This window comes from Mesorhizobium sp. M0587 (assembly GCF_040320945.1).
Taxonomy (GTDB): Bacteria; Pseudomonadota; Alphaproteobacteria; order Rhizobiales; family Rhizobiaceae; genus Mesorhizobium.
On the sequence record NZ_JAMYQP010000020.1, the window covers coordinates 13,438 to 28,857 of the forward strand.

Annotated in this window: 10 protein-coding genes and 5 pseudogenes; 3 read left to right on the forward strand and 12 right to left on the reverse strand. The window is 58.8% G+C overall.

Features of this window, described 5'->3' with window-relative positions; translation table 11 throughout:
* Nucleotides 1–32: 32 nt before the first annotated feature.
* Nucleotides 33–843: pseudogene (locus NKI49_RS18740) on the reverse strand (IS6 family transposase).
* Nucleotides 844–872: 29 nt separating this feature from the next.
* Between NKI49_RS18740 and NKI49_RS18745 the strand changes: the two are divergent.
* The 3 pseudogenes from NKI49_RS18745 to NKI49_RS18755 all read left to right on the forward strand — a co-directional run.
* A pseudogene (locus NKI49_RS18745) lies at nucleotides 873–1,226 on the forward strand (ATP-binding protein); the annotation flags it as partial.
* A 535-nt stretch (nucleotides 1,227–1,761) separates the two neighbouring features.
* Nucleotides 1,762–2,028, forward strand: a pseudogene (locus NKI49_RS18750) (IS66 family transposase); the annotation flags it as partial.
* Nucleotides 2,029–3,487: 1,459 nt separating this feature from the next.
* Nucleotides 3,488–4,407 (forward strand): annotated as a pseudogene (locus tag NKI49_RS18755) (IS5 family transposase).
* Between the two features lie 56 nt (nucleotides 4,408–4,463).
* On the opposite strand, the pseudogene NKI49_RS18760 reads toward NKI49_RS18755, so the two are convergent.
* From NKI49_RS18760 to NKI49_RS18810, 11 genes and pseudogenes are all read right to left on the reverse strand, one after another.
* Nucleotides 4,464–4,643, reverse strand: a pseudogene (locus tag NKI49_RS18760) (plasmid partitioning protein RepA); the annotation flags it as partial.
* A 267-nt stretch (nucleotides 4,644–4,910) separates the two neighbouring features.
* The gene (locus NKI49_RS18765; RefSeq protein ID WP_352608113.1) at nucleotides 4,911–5,798 is read right to left on the reverse strand and encodes an ArdC family protein; all 888 of its coding nucleotides are present in this window, start codon (nucleotides 5,796–5,798) and stop codon (nucleotides 4,911–4,913) included.
* A 224-nt stretch (nucleotides 5,799–6,022) separates the two neighbouring features.
* Nucleotides 6,023–7,075 (reverse strand): Fic/DOC family protein, encoded by a 1,053-nt coding sequence (locus NKI49_RS18770; protein ID WP_352608111.1) that lies wholly within the window; start codon nucleotides 7,073–7,075, stop codon nucleotides 6,023–6,025.
* A gap of 69 nt (nucleotides 7,076–7,144) precedes the next feature.
* Nucleotides 7,145–7,351, reverse strand: a complete 207-nt coding sequence (locus tag NKI49_RS18775; RefSeq protein ID WP_107652809.1) for an antitoxin VbhA family protein — start codon at nucleotides 7,349–7,351, stop codon at nucleotides 7,145–7,147.
* Nucleotides 7,352–7,470: 119 nt separating this feature from the next.
* Nucleotides 7,471–7,803: a DUF736 family protein gene (locus NKI49_RS18780; RefSeq protein WP_352608108.1), complete on the reverse strand. Its 333-nt coding sequence runs from the start codon at nucleotides 7,801–7,803 to the stop codon at nucleotides 7,471–7,473.
* Between the two features lie 397 nt (nucleotides 7,804–8,200).
* Nucleotides 8,201–8,680: a thermonuclease family protein gene (locus NKI49_RS18785; protein ID WP_352608106.1), complete on the reverse strand. Its 480-nt coding sequence runs from the start codon at nucleotides 8,678–8,680 to the stop codon at nucleotides 8,201–8,203.
* A 34-nt stretch (nucleotides 8,681–8,714) separates the two neighbouring features.
* A complete protein-coding gene (gene repC / locus NKI49_RS18790) occupies nucleotides 8,715–9,995 on the reverse strand; it encodes a plasmid replication protein RepC (RefSeq protein ID WP_352608104.1) in 1,281 nt (426 codons plus the stop codon).
* A 666-nt stretch (nucleotides 9,996–10,661) separates the two neighbouring features.
* Nucleotides 10,662–12,596, reverse strand: a complete 1,935-nt coding sequence (locus tag NKI49_RS18795; RefSeq protein WP_352608102.1) for a ParB/RepB/Spo0J family partition protein — start codon at nucleotides 12,594–12,596, stop codon at nucleotides 10,662–10,664.
* Between the two features lie 529 nt (nucleotides 12,597–13,125).
* Nucleotides 13,126–13,317 (reverse strand): Y4oE-related protein, encoded by a 192-nt coding sequence (locus NKI49_RS18800; protein WP_502899639.1) that lies wholly within the window; start codon nucleotides 13,315–13,317, stop codon nucleotides 13,126–13,128.
* Between the two features lie 454 nt (nucleotides 13,318–13,771).
* Nucleotides 13,772–14,731 (reverse strand): hypothetical protein, encoded by a 960-nt coding sequence (locus NKI49_RS18805; protein ID WP_352608098.1) that lies wholly within the window; start codon nucleotides 14,729–14,731, stop codon nucleotides 13,772–13,774.
* The gene (locus tag NKI49_RS18810) at nucleotides 14,728–15,384 is read right to left on the reverse strand and encodes a Fe(II)-2OG oxygenase family protein (protein ID WP_352608096.1); all 657 of its coding nucleotides are present in this window, start codon (nucleotides 15,382–15,384) and stop codon (nucleotides 14,728–14,730) included. Before NKI49_RS18810 ends, NKI49_RS18805 begins: the two co-directional genes overlap by 4 nt.
* Nucleotides 15,385–15,420: the final 36 nt, after the last annotated feature.

Below are 15,420 nucleotides of genomic sequence, written 5' to 3' on the forward strand. Positions count from 1 at the left end.
GGGTTCAGGAAGGCGCCCGGGGTGAGGTCACGTTATCTGACTCCGTCCGCCCTGCGGCCTGTATGGCGGATGTCAGCTGGCACTGTAAAGTTATCAGCGGATTGATGCAGCGATAGCTGGCCGGGACGGCTGTCACGCTGCGGCGAGACACGCGATTTTGTTCCAGATTTGCATGGCGGCGTTACGCAGGTCTCGATGTTGAGCCGATGACAGCGCATTGCAGGGAAAGTGAGCAGGTCGGCAATCGGATCATGGATGGAAACGAACCGCTGAAGCTGGCGTGCCGACTTGAAGCGTTTCATGATCCTTTCGCGTCGTCGGGTCGGCTGGTGCGAATTTTCCGCTCGATTATTCAGGGCTGTGTGCGACCGGTGTTCGACGCCGGGCATGAGGTCGCGCATGGCGGCATCATAGGATCGGAGCTTGTCGGTGATCATGATCCGTGGTGTCCGCCCTTGAGCTTTCAGCAACTTGCGCATCAGACGCTTTGCCGCCTTGGCATTTCGGCGGCTTTGTACCAGCACTTCGAGGACGAAGCCGTCCTGATCGACGGCACGCCAGAGCCACTGCTTCTTGCCACTGATAGCCACGACACATTCGTCGAGATGCCATTTGTCGCCCAGGCAGCCGGCTGATATTGATCTCCTGGGCGAAATGCCGTCCGAATTTCTCCGCGCAGTTTCGAACGGTCTGATGCGTGACGATGATGCCGCGGGCCGCCAGCATGTCCTCAACCATGCGCAGGCTGAGCGGAAAGCGAAAGTAGAGCCATACCGCGTGCGCAATGATCTCGGCGGGAAAGCGGTGGCGACCATAGAGCGGATCACGAGCAACTTCTGACATGGCCCATGTTCGCACATCTTCATCAGCCGTCGGTTAACTTTACGGTGCCCCCACGCCTGTTCGCCAACCTGACGCTCGCCAGAGGCGATGGTCGCTACGCACGCCTGCAACGCACGCTCGCCCGGGTCCAATTGCTGATCCTTGATGATTGGGGCCTTGAACAACTCGACGATCAGGCCCGCCACGATCTCCTTGATATCCTCGAGGATCGCTACGGCCGCCGCTCCACCATCATCACCAGCCAACTGCCCGTGTCAGCATGGCATGACGTCATCGGAAATCCGACTTATGCCGACGCCATCCTGGATCGCCTCGTTCACAACGCTCATCGCATCGATCTGACGGGCGAAAGCCTGCGGCGAAAGCAGCCGCAAAAAGCTTGACACATGACGCATACGAAATGACAACAATCAACGCCAGCAGAGCCCTAGCCCCAGGGGGCGAGATCATCTCGGAATCCGGGGGCGCAATCATGTCGGAACAAAGGGGCGGCTTCGTCGGAATCGGCAATCAGCAAATGACCTTTCCGAAAAGTTTGCGACAGAACCGAGTTGTGGCGGTCTCTTTCGAAGCGCCGCACGGCCCGAGCGTAAAGCCTAGACGCTGCGCTTTCCAAACTGACACTACCCGGCGACCGATTCTGACATCGGACGGTCGCATATCCATATCCGTCACACAGCCGACATCACCAGGTCATCGTTTCCGTATATCAAGCGGAATATCAGAAAATCTTGGAGGCGACCCATGCACGAGCGCGAACCGACGCTTGACGAAATCCTATCCGAACCGATCATCCGCCAGGTCATGAAAGCAGATGGCGTAAACGCTGCGGATATCCGTGGCCTATATCGCTCGCTGGAGAAGGATGGAGAGAGCCGCAATTACCCACGCGCGTTCGCGGCCGAGTGCGACAAGGACGTCGCGGCGTTGCGCCGGGCCAAGGTCATCGCCTCCGATGAGACCGGCGTGCGGATCGAAGGACGCAACGCCTACCACTGGGTGTTTCGCTGCGCCGAAGCGGTTGTTCATCAAGCGGCGCCAACGCGCGGCGCCGTCGTGGTCCGGACCCTGATGGACGGCCATCGGCCCGACGTCTGGTGTTCCGATCGCTATGCCGCGCAACAAGGCCACGCAAATGCGCATCAGAACTGCCTGGCGCATCTCGCCCGCGACGTCGCCTATGCGGAGACTAGGCAAGTGAGGACATGCTGCCCTCTATCACATCTCCCGGCATGGTGCCAACGGCGATCGGAGATCGACACGCGGCTGTTGCTCGTGTCGATAGCGAGCCCAATATTTTCTATTTCACCACACCCATGGACCGGCTACCTGCGTCATCACCCACGCGTGCAGCCAGCGCAAGGTGTTAGCGGATGTTGAAACGTTTTCAAGCCTTCCGCAGCATCTTCTCCTCCGTGCTCGGCGAACGCTGCCCAAGGCAGCAAATTGCTATAGGCATCCATGAATAGCTGGTGCGGATCCCACCTTTTGAATCAAGGAAAGCACGGCGCCGGTTCTCAATGTGTATTCGGACTTAAAATAACAATCTGAGTTGTCCTAACAAACTACAGCAAGTCGCATCGCGAAACCGATGCGATGCGGACAATTCACAAACGAGCACAAGGAAATCCTTACGTGAGATCCTCACCGAAAGAGACCGCCACCGCAGCCATCCCGATTCATCGAGTGCATCCCCGTCTTTCTGGAAGGGGATGATCCTTGCTGCGACCGTGATCGTCCTCGTACAGAGTAGTCAGGTTTCGGCTGAGGACAAGGGGGCATGCCTTGCTTATAAGAATGGGAAGATCGAGTGCGCGGATAAAGAACTTGAACCGCGCGAAGAATGGGGAGAATACCAAACATGTGCCTATTATCACGGCGAAATATCTAACGAATGCATGCAAATAATGAGAGGGTGGTACCGGGAGAGTCGCCGCGAGAATCCACCGCGCCGAGCTTTGAGAGCAGTCGGTGACGAGGTCACGAGCCCGGTAAGACCCGCGACAGCCAGGCAAACCGGTCCCCACATACATCAAGCCGCCTTAGTTGGTTGGGAGAGCAAGGAGATGGAAGAACTTGCAGCCTCAGTTGGTTGGGAGAGGAACAAGATGGAAGAACTTCCAGCGGGAACAAGTTCAACCACGCTAATAGGGATGGGTGTGGGGCGGTTCGGGGCAAAGCGGGCACACGGGCGAAGCAATTTGGATGACCTCAGAAAACGATGTAAACGCGGCACGCGGCTATGCAGGTAGTTCTGGAAAGTATTTTGTTATCGAGGCGCAAAAACCCCCTCAAATTAGCGGTCATGGACGAGCAGGGTACTCAAGTGGAACCTGACGAACTCGGCGCATGGGCTACCTTCGCGCAGAGATACGGCTTGGACGGAGTGAAGACGGAATATGGAAGCTCGTACGAGGTGATTTTATTTGACAGAAGCAAGATTGCACCTGTGGAAGAACGTGGTTTCGATTAGCACAGGCGCCAGCACACGACCCATCGAGATAGGTGCCGTTCCCGTTGAGGCGGATGAAGTTTGCGAGTTCGGTCATGGTCTGTCTCCTGAGTGCGTGTTTCCCGAAGGGAAAGCCCTTTCGGGCGAAGCCTCCCCGGACAGAGCGCAGATCGTCGTCATCACGTGGGAAAGATGAAATTCACTACGAAGCAGGTCTGCGCCGACGTGGTAGCCTGACCTTATGGGTAAGGCCGGAGGCACTTGCGGGATGGCGCGCTCCGCGACGCAAGACCCGCGGCGGCCAAGCCCGGTATTCCGATCTCGCCATTGAGACAGCGCTGACGCTGGGTTGCGTCTTCGCAATGCGGCTGCACCAGACCGAGGGATTGCTCCACTCGCTGCTGGATCTCATGGGGCTGAAAGTCCCAGTTCCAGATCATACGACGCTGAGCCGTCGGGCACACAAATGGGAGCCATCAGCCCGACGAAACCCGCCGCTGCCGGACGGCCCGCTGCATGTGCTTGTCGATAGCACGGGATTGAAAGTCTACGGCGCCGGGCAATGGCTGGAGCAGAAACATGGCGCCAGATCACGTCGCAACTGGCGCAAGCTGCATCTGGCAGTGGATGCCAAAAGTGGCGCGATCATTGCCCAAAGGCTGACAGATCAGGACGCGGATGATCCTTCCCAGGTGGCACCGCTGCTCGATCAGATCGACGGCGAGATCGACCAGTTCACAGCCGACGGAGCCTATGACGGCAAGCCAACCTATCGGTCTATCCTGCAGCACAGCGCAACCGCCAACATCGTCATTCCACCGCGTTCCACGGCGGTGGAAAGCCGTGATACCGGACCGCCTGGTCAAAGGGACAAGCACATTGCCGCAATCGCAAGCGACGGTCGGCTGAAATGGCAGGCAGCCACCGGCTACGGCAAGCGGGCGCTGAGCGAAACAGCCATCGGACGATACAAGGGGCTGATCGGACGGCGCCTGCGAGCACGCTCTCTTCCGGCTCAACAGACCGAGGTTGCCATCGGTTGCATCGTTCTCAACCGCATGCTGGCATGGGCACGCCCGGAGTCTATCCGGCGTCAAGTCACGCAGGCATAACCAACTACATTAATGATCGAAATGCGTTCGATTTCATATCCGCGCACCAACGCCTATCCGATGCCTATGTAGTAGGAGGCCTCGGCCGGGCTGAAATTACGAATCGCCTTCTGAGAATTCGGAGGAAAAATCTTCTGCTGGTGCAACTGCAACTGACGTGACAGTTCGAGCGAATCCGCCGACAACATGGACGGCAGATGCTCCTGTACACCGCTTTGAATGGAAGTCTGTAACATCCTGAGCCCTCGAACTGCGCAATTAATGCTAAGATGCGATAAACTGCGCAGTTACAATAAGACCCGATTCGTTACGAATTTACAAACGCTTAACCCTGATGCCGTTTCGAGCTTAGTTGTCCGCGGACAACTCACAGCGAATGCAGGAGAACACCTTCAGACCGAGCAGTGGTTGTCCGCGGACAACCAAATGCAAGTCACGTGAAACGACGAAGGATTCGGAACAGCGCCGAAGTCCCCCGCCGCCATTCGGATAACCGCTTCTTCTTAGGCGGTTCCCTGTGCGGCGCCCGGCTGCAGGGCGGTGAGATACTCAGCGACGGCCTGCGCCTTGGCAGCGGCCGTGATGATGGCCCTCTTGTCATTCTTAAGGACCTCGAGCCAGTTCGCCAGATAGGCGGCTGTGTTGTCACGCGGATCATGGGCCACGCCCAGGTCGGCACACAGGAACGATGCTGCGAGCTCCGCAACGAGCTCCTCGACGGCATAGCCTTCACTGCCGAACCTGCCCGTCAGATCGCGGTCCAGGCGATGCTTTGCGCCTGACCAATGCGAAACCTCGTGCAGCAAAGTCGAGTAAAGGTGAACCTCGCTGTCGAAACGCCCGCGGTCCGGCATAAGGATGTCGTCGATGCTGGGCCGGTAGCAAGCTTTGGTGCCACCGTAGTTGACGCTTGCGCCGGTGTTCTGGACGAAGCTCTCGACGGTCTCGATGTGCGGAACCGGATTGCCCGGCAACTCCTCGACCGGGCTGAAGAACCGATCCGGCATGTTCTCGATCTGCTCAATATTGAAGACGGGGTAGCCCTTCAGATACGGAATCGCGCGGTCTTCGTCGTCTTCGTGATCCTTCGGAGTGAACGTGCCGTACTTGACGACAAGGGTTCCTTTTTCGCCCTTGCGGACCTGACCGCCGAAATCCTGGGCCTGCCGGTAGGTCATCCAGGTGTTTTCCTCATAGCCGAACGTCTGGCCCGCGACCCACAGCATGATGACGTTGATTCCGCGGTAGGCTTCGCCGGTAGCGCGCCGCGGAATGATCGCGTTGCGGCGGGCATTGCCGCGCCACGGGCGGATCCACGGCTTGGTACCGGCTTCAAGCTGCTCGACAATGGTGTCCGTGATGCGCTGGTAGGTGTCCTTGATGCTCTGCATGACCGTCTCCATCCGTTGGTTGACGGCAAAGACCGGAGATAGCCGAAACGAGCCCATGCACCCGTAGGGCCGCAACGGAGAGGAGGACCGCGCCAGCGGTTGCATGGGGGAGGGGCTGTCGTAGCTTGTCCGTCAAATCACCCAACGGATGGAGACGGCCGGCCGCATCGAACGCGCCGGCGGTCAACTACGGTCGCTGAGCAACTTGCCGCCTGCGGACGCTGTCACCGTTCGCGGTCATCGCTATCGCGCTCACGCGCTCGCTGCGCCGCGATATCCGTCTCGATGGCCAGGTCGGCAGGCGGCGTGCCTTGCAGGGTCGCTTCGGCTCTTTCGGCCTGCACGGGCGCCTCGATGGCCTGTGGCTCACGGCCAAGGCGGGAAAAGTTGGATCGGGCGGTGAAGGTGATTTCCGCTTCATCATCGGGCAGTCGCTCCGGGAGGTCCGCGCGATCGACGGCGATGATACGTTCGTCCGAGACGATGCTGGCGACACGGTCGTCGTGCCCGAGCACCTGGCCGGTCACTTCTTCGCCTGGGCGGGCTGTGCGAATGTTGTGTTCAAACGGATTCTCGCCGCGCGCCTCAAGATCGGAATATGCGGAGCGAAGGGCTTGGCGGCGGTTCGGGTCTACCGCGTCCTCGAGCACATGTTTCATGGCCGCACTTGACGGGTCGTTCGTGGTTTGGATCGAGGCCTCGATCATGCGCGGTTTGGAGATGATCGTGAAATCGACCTCATGGCCGTAGTGACGGCCAAGCTCGGCGATGAACGCCTCCTGGGTGCGTCCGTTGCCCTCGCGAAAGGGATGTACATAATTGAGCTCGGCCATGACCTGGCCCGCACGCTCGGCGAACTGCTCTGGCGTCGAGCCGCGTAAGACATCGGGATCACGGATAGCCCTCAACGCCTCGTCGAGCCCCAGCTCGATGCGGGAGCCGTGCAGGAATGCGGTGCCGCCTTTGGAGAGCCCACCGATTGGCTCTACGCGCCGCCCGTCGACGATCGGGCTTTCGTTGCGCGTGCGGCCGGCCCATTCGTAGACATCCTGAAAGATGTGGTTGTGAATTGCCTTAATATGCGCCTTGTCGAATTTTCCTTGCGGGCCATCGCCTTCGGCAATTTCCGCCATGCGGAAGGCCGTGGCGCGGTATTCTTCGATCCGCAACTCGGAATGAGTCTCGATGCCGAACCTGTTGCGCAGCACATCGGCACGATCGGGATCGTCCGACGTGTTCGGGTAGAAATAGGAACCTTTGGCAGGGCTCTCGGACATCGGCGGGGCCAACAAAAAACCGCCTGCGTAGGGCAGGCGGCCTTTCGCCTTTGACAGTTGGTGTTTCGGCTATGCCCGTTTCGCCGGCCGCACGACACGCAGGCGATACTCTTCGCGGGTGATGTCGCCGGCGACGTAGGCCGCCGTTGCTTCCTCCAGCACCGGATCGTGGGTGTAGCCCTGCCGGATATTGGCCGCACGGGCCTGATCCGTCGCCTTGCGGCGCCGGGCGACGGCTTCCGGCGAGCGGTCCGGACGGGTCGAATGGATATTCATCCGCAGATCTCCAATGGCGATAAACACTAGCAGAAAAACCGCCGAAAATCGAGCGGTTTGCGGCATTTATCGGCCTTGTGAGGGATGCGCCCGGCTCGAAGCCGGGCGCTCCACGTCAATCAATCCCGGGGATCCCATTCGATGATCGCCTGTAGGGTGGGATCGTCCTGGCCGGGGTAGCGGCCGAGATTGGCGTTGAAGCCGAGGCGCTTGATCGAAAGCGTATAGTAGGGCTTTTTCGCCTCGCTGGTCTTCTTCCAGATGCCGCCGACCTCGATGTCATACCCGCGCGGTGACTTGGCATAGACGCGATGCGTCGGGGCTTTCTCGTTGCTCGAGTTGAACGGGACAACGTGGATGTCCAGGTCGCGATCGATGGTGGAGACAAGGCCGTTGCCCTTGGCGGCGTCCAGGTCGTCGGTGTCGAACTGGATGAAGTTGGTGGTGGACATGTCAGTCACTCCTCTTTGGTGGTTGCAATGATCGTTCACGGGCACGGCGGAAAGTGGTGCGCACCGCAGGCCGAAGCACAGCGGAGGAAGCCGGGAGGCCGGAAAAATTTGCTGCGCGAGGAAGCTGCAGGCGGGGAAATTTTTGCGGAGTTCGGCTTTGCGCAAACCGCGTCGGCGTGCGAACGAGCGTCAAAAGCAACCGCCTTGGAGGGGTGAGGTATGAACATCATTGGCTATATGGTACCGGTTCGCGCACGGCCTAGGGCGACAAAAACGATGCCATATTTATTTACAAATCTCGTCCTGGCAACCACTTTTTACCGCTAACCGCAAGAATCAAGAAGCAAATTGGTTCATTGCTTCTGCCAATTTGTAGCGCCAAGTTGGCTATGTCTGGTTAAGGCTTCGGGGACGACTTGCCGCGCCGGTAGACATGCGGACTTTCGATCTCGGCAGACCAGATGCCAAGCCTTCTGTCTCGGGCGCTGTTCTCGGCCTCGCCATACTCGACCAGGTTGATCGCATGGGACGACGGCAGATATCGGAGCATGGATTCGGCAAGGCCGGCGCTGATCATTGCCAGGCCGATATCGGTTTCATCGTAGAAACACTGTCCGACCAGGCGCCGATATTGATCGCGGTCGATGATCCGGCAACGGACGTGTTTCCCAGCGATCAGTCGCCGAAGGAAGGCCCGACCTGCAAGGCCGCATTGCCAGACCTCCTCGTCGCGAAGGCCTGTCTGGTCGAGTTCGCAAGCGTCGATCGCCGCGATCCGAATGCGCTGCTGGCGCACGCTGATCGTGTCTCCATCGATCACGCGGGCCGTGCCAGACCAGATAGCCGGATCGGCATCGGCCCGCCGACGCCGACGCAAACAACGGCCGCGAGAAAATAACGCACGAGATACATCAATTTATCGTCTCCATAAGATTGCGGGCCGCAAGCCCGAAAACTGAGCGGGCAAGATGAAGCTCGCCGGCCGCGGCGCGATCCGTCATCGCCCGTAAGTAGCCGCCCGGCGACGAAACTTCCTGCCGGTCGAATTTCTGCAACGTCACCGCAATTGCAACGGCCGCCTGCTGCTCGCCCATTTGGGCGACAGCGCAGCGCCGTGCATCGTCGGAAATGCCGGTAATACAGCACATTTGGGGCACGAGCCGAGCCAAATCTGCCCAGGTCCGGGGCAGGGCAAACCCGTAAGTTCTCAACGCCGGTATCGCCCTTAAAACGTCCTGCAACGCCACAACAACATGCGGCAGGCGCTTCGGCTGGTTGACTTGGTATGAACCTCGCCCCAGGCTTGTTTCATAAGCCCATTGGCTGGCGGAGCCAGCCTCTAACAGATTGAGTTGTTCGGCGGCAGCCGAACGCCGATTCTCATTACTATTTACAATGGGATCAGGGGTTGTAGTCTGTTTGTGCATGTCGTTTTCGGCATACGTGCATGTCGACTCTTTCGCTTCCGATGCGACTTGCGGGCGACGTGGAAGCTGCAAGACCCGTTCGATGAACCACTCGACAAGCGCCGTTGCGCGGCGCAACACGTCGCTCGAGGCTTTTGCGGCTGTGCCGACCAGGGCAACGACCCGTTCAAGGCGCGCCTCTTGCCGTGCTCGGGCGCGCTCTGAAAGGTCGGTAACGGTCGCCAAAGCGTACCGGAGATTGCGCAGGGCGCCACGATAGCGCCGCAACGCCGCGCGGGCGGTCGCCTTCTCCGCCTTCGCCTGTCGCACCAGATCGTCGAGTTCGCGGTAGCGGACGATAAGAATACGCAGGTCGATACCGCAACCATCGACAATCGAGCCGCTGGCACTGCGCACCGGATAGCGCTTGTAGTTGCCACTATCCTGCATGGTGACAAGGCCGGTGTCGAAGAGGTTCGACAGCATCCGGCTCACCCGGCCGACCGAACGATTGATTTCGAAGGCGAGCTGCTGGTTGGACTTGAAGATGATCGCCCTCCCGGCTTTCTCGAAGGCCTCGCCCGGCGCAGTGTTGATCAGCGTGACCAGAAGATGGCTTTCGGTCGCGTTGATCAAGCCTGTGCAGGGCAGGTTGTGCGCGAGCACGGCGAGCTGACCGCGCGTCACCGCTCCGATCTCGGCGGACTGCGCCAGTCGCCGATATTCGGCGCGTTGCGGTGTCATTCGGCGGCCGATGGGCCGCTTCGGTGGCATAGGTTCTCCCATTCTCGTCTCCTTTGTCGTGGAGACCAGACAAAACAATCCCGTTCACCGAAACGGTGTTTTTCAGGTTGACAGAGGAAGGGAGGTTTGCAAAAAAGATTTTGGCTAAATTGATTATTCGCAAACCGCTTCCGGGATTCGTTTCGGGGGCGGTTTTCTTTTTCTGGTCGGTTCGTCTTCTCCGTCGTAGGCGCTAGTTCGCGTGACTCGGAACCATGATTCCGGTGATTTGCAGAACCATAACTCGAATATCCATTTTGGCGCAACAATTGCGCTACCACCGGTAGCAAACAAAACACTCTCCCAAGGCTTTCAGGCACTTCATAGCCAGACACTCTCCGGCGCGCGCTTTATCTGCTATACCTTCTCGGATATATGAATGCAGCAAAACCGGCCTGGTTTCCAAGCCGGTTTTTCTGGGGCGGGAAGGGGAGTTTGAGGGGAGGGAGCCTCCCCTCAATGCGATCGGGGCCGGTCGATCCGGCCCCGATCGCATCAGCGGCCGTCGATGAACGTTCCCGGAAGGTCGAAGGCTTCAAGCGCCACGGTAAGCGGGTCCTGATGTCGACATGTGCGGGTTCTCGACATAGGCATTCATTCATTAAGCTTGCAGCAGGCAGGCGCGGTCCGATCGCGCCGGAGAAAGCGCGACCGGCAAGCGGCTGATGATTATTCAGCCGCTACGGGATGGGGTATTTCTTCATCGAAATCGGCGTCGTCGCGCTTCGTCTCGGCAGCAGGAACGGAAATCCGCACAGGCTCAGGAAGCCAGCCGCTATCCGTGACCATCCGCTCTGCAATGGTAACGGCTTCCGACTTCTTGCCCGCCGCCTTAACGGCAAGCCCGGCCTGAGCGCCCTTCACTTCACGAATGACGGCCTCGATGCTCTGGCGGTTGATATGCGAGAAATAGCTATCGCCGGTCGGCTCGAACCATTTCGTCATGTTCACCGCAAGAGCCTGTCCAAGCCGGTCTGCGTGCTCGAAAGCGCCTTTCCTGTCATGGCAGTGAGGTTTCCGCACCGCGTTGACGGAATGAGCCGCCGCAAAAGCCAGAAGCGACAACAGTTCGTCGCGGTTCTGTTGCAAGCACCATTCCCACAGATCGGCAGGGTTGCCGGGGATATGATCGCCCCATGTCTGGCGAAGGCTTTCAAACTCCGCCACGGCTCGGCAGGCGTCGCGCCGCTTCATCCCGGTTTCGATATGCTCATGTGTCAGCCTGATTTGCAGCGCGCTATCTACGTTCGAGCAGTAATCATAGACCACACTCAACAGCATCGCGTGAACCACGGCGGCCAAGGCTATATCGTGATTGTTCGCGAGTTCGACCCGTAGCGCCGCCGTCTTTTGAGCGGTCAGGTCCTCTATGAGCGCCGCCGAATGCGTCACCCTCGGCTGTCCCACTTCCTGTGGTTTTTCAACGCCGTTGCCGCCCTTGTCGTCGCCATCGGCCTCCTCATCCCGGCCATCCTCGGGCAGCACAAGACCACGCTCGATTCGCACATCGCCGTAGTTCGTCAGCGTGACGATCGCGCCGCTGATCTCGAAAACTTCCGGCGCATAGACTTCTGCGCGATCCTGCAGCGCGGTGATCCGCTTGTCGATTTCCTCGATCTTCGCGTCAGCCCCTTCATCGGCGGCCTCGGCCTCGATCAACTCCGCCAGCTCGTCATATTCTGCGGTGAGCTGGTCAAGTTCGGCTTGTTCGGCCTCGGACAACGGCACCTGTTCGGGATAGCGCCGTCCGTAGGCTTGGAAGGTGTCATAAGATACATCGGGCATGATCCCGACCCATTTCCAGCCCTCCGCCTTCACGGCCTTGGCTGCGCTTTCAAGCTTGGCTGCGACAAGGGCATCCAGCTTCAAGACATCGACCGCAAAACCGCCTTCCTTGTCATCGAACAGGTCGCGCTTGACGGTTCCGCCTGCTGCCTCGTAGGCGTCCAGCCCGCCAAGGAATTTGACCCGCTTGTCGCTTGCCCGAAGGCTCTCGCCAGCAAGTGCGGAACGAATGGCTGGTGCGTAGCGGTTCCACGAGGGCAGTTCATCCCATACCCGGACCTGCGCCTCGTGATCGTCGCTGATCGTGAAGGCCGAAAGCTGCTCAAACGTCATATCCTCGTTGCGGTAAGCCTCCAAGAGGCGCGGTGACACGCGACCAAGGGCAAGGCGGCGGCGCACAATCGTCTCGGTCGTGCCGAACCGTGCGGCAATATCGGGGACCGACTTGCCTTCGTCCGCCAGATCGCGGAACGCCTCGTACTGGTCGACCGGATGCATATCCTCGCGCAGGACGTTTTCGGCAAGACTGGTCGCCTTAGCGTCTTCTGCCGCTCGCTCCTTGCATTCGACGGGGAAATCCTTCGCGATCTCTCCCTTTTCGGCCAGCAGATTGAGCGCCGCGCGGCGTCGCCCGCCAGCGGTCACGAAATAGCGGCCCTTCTTGTCGCCCTTCCTGACGACAAGGTTTTGCAACAGCCTGTAGCCATCGGCCCTGATGCTCGCTGCCAGCGCTGCGATACCCTCGGCGCTGTAGGTTTTGCGGACGTTCTTCGGGTCCAAATCCAGCTTGTTTAGGGGGATGGTGATTGTCTCGGTCATGGGTTTTCTCTCCTGTTTTCCCTTTTCCCGCGAAGCGGAAATCCTGCCCGAAGGGGCAGGAGCCCCGCTCCTGCTCCCGAGCTCGTGCGGAACAGCGGGGGAGAGGGGGGCAAGGGGACAAATCGGAGGGGGATCACCCGCCCGAAGGCGAAGCCGAGGGTCGGCGCCGATCCGCGCATGCGGATCCGCGTCGATCCTGCACGGAGCGCGGCCCTGGCCGCGCGGAGGAAGGACGGGGAGACCGATTTTCGCCTTGCAGGGGAGAGGGGGCAGAGCCGCCTTTCCCCCTCTTTCAGGAATAACCCTGGCTCGGCTGTGGGCCGCGCCCTGTGGAAACAGGCGCGGCGCCTTCGGTCACGACAGCTGGTTCCTTATACGGGCTGCTACTCTTGCTAATTAATCGCGACAGGGAGTGCCCTAGCTGATCAGCTTCATACCCGCGATGGGTGCGCTTCGGCGGATCCACGCTTCCAAGTTCGTATTCCATCAGTGGCGCGGGCCAGGGGTTAGTGGCGACGCATGCTGAGCCCTACGCCCAACCCACGTGATCCGATTTTGCGAGCTTTAGAAACAGGTCGAACCAAAACCGATACTCGGGTCCACCTCGATCGCCAAGCGCCTCGAACGCACAATACGCGACCGACGTCGTTGGGCCTTTGCCGTATTTGTCGATCGCAGCGTCAATCGCCTCGTCCTCGGCCAAGAACTCCCATCCTCTAATGACGCTGTCATGAGTTCTCACGGTGACCTCCTCAAACCTGTCCAGGGAAACGTAATGCTTGGGCTGTCCTGCGTCATGTCTGCATTTCGAGAGGTCACGCCAATCGTGATGAAGGCCGATCAGTACGAACATCCAGGTCGCGATCAAACTGATCAACGCTCAAGGGTCGCCGGCTGAAGCTGCAAGGCAACTGAGTCTTGGCCGCCCCACCGTTTATCGAAAAGTGAGGCGGCGCTGGGCATCAGTCGGCCAGCGTAGAGAGCATTTCCGACGCCCTTCAACTCTCGCTCCGGACGGAAACTTCAAGGGCAAATCGTGACCTATCGGTCGTTCCCGCCAGGCCTCATGAACGACTGCTTTGCGCCGCATGTCCGCCATTCGCACGGTCCGGATCCTCCACCAAAATCACCAGTTGACGCTGACCCGCGCTATTCACCGCTTGGATTGAACCGGGCTAGAATCTTTCGTTGTTGTCTTCTTCGTATCCATAATGTTCATCCTGCGGTGCGTAGTAGTCCGCAGCATCATGGAATTCAGTGTGTATGAACCGATCACCCAAGCCGATCACGCTCAGCTTCGAGTACCCGCCTACCTTTAGCTCGCATGCGATACATTCAAACTGAGCGGGCAAGTATTCCTGCTTTTCGATGATCGTATCGTCCTTCAATTCCTGTGTAGGAGCCGCGATCGGTTCTCCATAAACCAATGCTTGTGAGCCGCACGCCGGACACGCTACACGATGTCCTGCCTGCTTGGTTGCCCACACTTCCGCCGCGCGTGATAGCTTCTCCCGCTCTTCTTTGTCTTTGTCTCCCCATGCCTTCGCATGTTTAGCCACATCACCTTTTACTGCCTTCGCCTTCTCGTCAGCCGCTGCGGCAATAATCTTCTCAGCGGTAGCTGCCATCTCGGCACCGAGTAGCTCCTTGAGCTCGACACCCATTGAGGCCAATAGAATCTTGGCCGCCTTGTAGAAACCGGCGTGCCATGATGCGGCGGAGAGACCGTCAAAGGGCGTGTCTCCAGAATGCAGCTCCTTGTTTCGTTGGGCGACTTGCGACTTGCAGAGTTTTTCAACCTCGCTGTCAAACTCAGGGAGAATTTCGCCCAGCCTCTGCAAAACTGCCGACGTCGTAATGGATTTTGCGGAAAATTGCTTGTCCTTCGGACTGAAGCCCAAGGAGTGAAACAGACTACTCCAGTTTCTCTCGCTGACGTCCGCCAAAAGAGCGGGGCTAACGTTGGCGAGGGCCGCTCGCGCCAGGAATTCGAGAGCAAGGCTTGACCACAGTGCGTGTTCCCAAGTCGTGCTCTCTTCCGCCTGCATTTTCTCTACGTATCGCTGAGCCTTTGAAAAGAGCGCTTCAGCATCCCAGTTGGCGGGAGTTTCAGCTGGTTCAAGTGTCTTCTTCAATGCAGGTCCTCCAAGTAGGAGCGGAGGATGCGCCGCGATGCGTGTTCATTTCCTACTGGCGCACGGGCGTGCAACATGCGCCAGTTATCCAGAACGAGCGTGTCGCCGCGGCTAACCAGGCAAATGGCCTTCGGGCGGCACATCTCTAAAGCTGTTTTAAATGCTGTCATGCCAGCCTTCCCATTGTCGCTGGCGGGCTTTATAAAAATCTCATCCCAGCGGATTAGATCGTGATCATCGATGCTCTGCATTAACTTCAGCAAGGGCAATTTACCCCTGATTGGTCGCCTGGGTTGAACAAGCGCTCGTGAGATAAGGTCGCGACCCGCCTTGGCTACAACTTCCCTTCCATCGACTACAAGAGTGGGAACATCCTCAAACCCAATGTCACAGCGTAGCAGCATATAGCGTGGTGGCCGACGCCAATGAGCGAGGTCGGTATGAAATGGAAAAATCCCACGACCGAACATTCCACTATAAGTGTTGGGCGTGGCTCGATTGGGATCTGTCGGAGTCAAAACATGCAAAGCAAGACCGGAACCTAGAGCCTGCGGTTTTCCGATCACCGAGACTGCATCTAGGTGTTCATGATCAGCATAGAAACCCTCCAAGAATAGGTATCCGTGTTCTTGTAGTTCTTCGAAAAAGGTCATCAGGCAAGAATAGCCTGTTGGTTTCCTCTGTTCAAT

Coding starts and splice junctions, on each gene's coding strand:
- NKI49_RS18765 (WP_352608113.1), bottom strand. CDS start 5,798: ATGCAGAGCATCAAGGACACCTACCAGCGCATCACGGACACCATTGTC.
- NKI49_RS18770 (WP_352608111.1), bottom strand. CDS start 7,075: ATGTCCGAGAGCCCTGCCAAAGGTTCCTATTTCTACCCGAACACGTCG.
- NKI49_RS18775 (WP_107652809.1), bottom strand. CDS start 7,351: ATGAATATCCATTCGACCCGTCCGGACCGCTCGCCGGAAGCCGTCGCC.
- NKI49_RS18780 (WP_352608108.1), bottom strand. CDS start 7,803: ATGTCCACCACCAACTTCATCCAGTTCGACACCGACGACCTGGACGCC.
- repC (WP_352608104.1), bottom strand. CDS start 9,995: ATGGGAGAACCTATGCCACCGAAGCGGCCCATCGGCCGCCGAATGACA.
- NKI49_RS18795 (WP_352608102.1), bottom strand. CDS start 12,596: ATGACCGAGACAATCACCATCCCCCTAAACAAGCTGGATTTGGACCCG.
- NKI49_RS18810 (WP_352608096.1), bottom strand. CDS start 15,384: ATGACCTTTTTCGAAGAACTACAAGAACACGGATACCTATTCTTGGAG.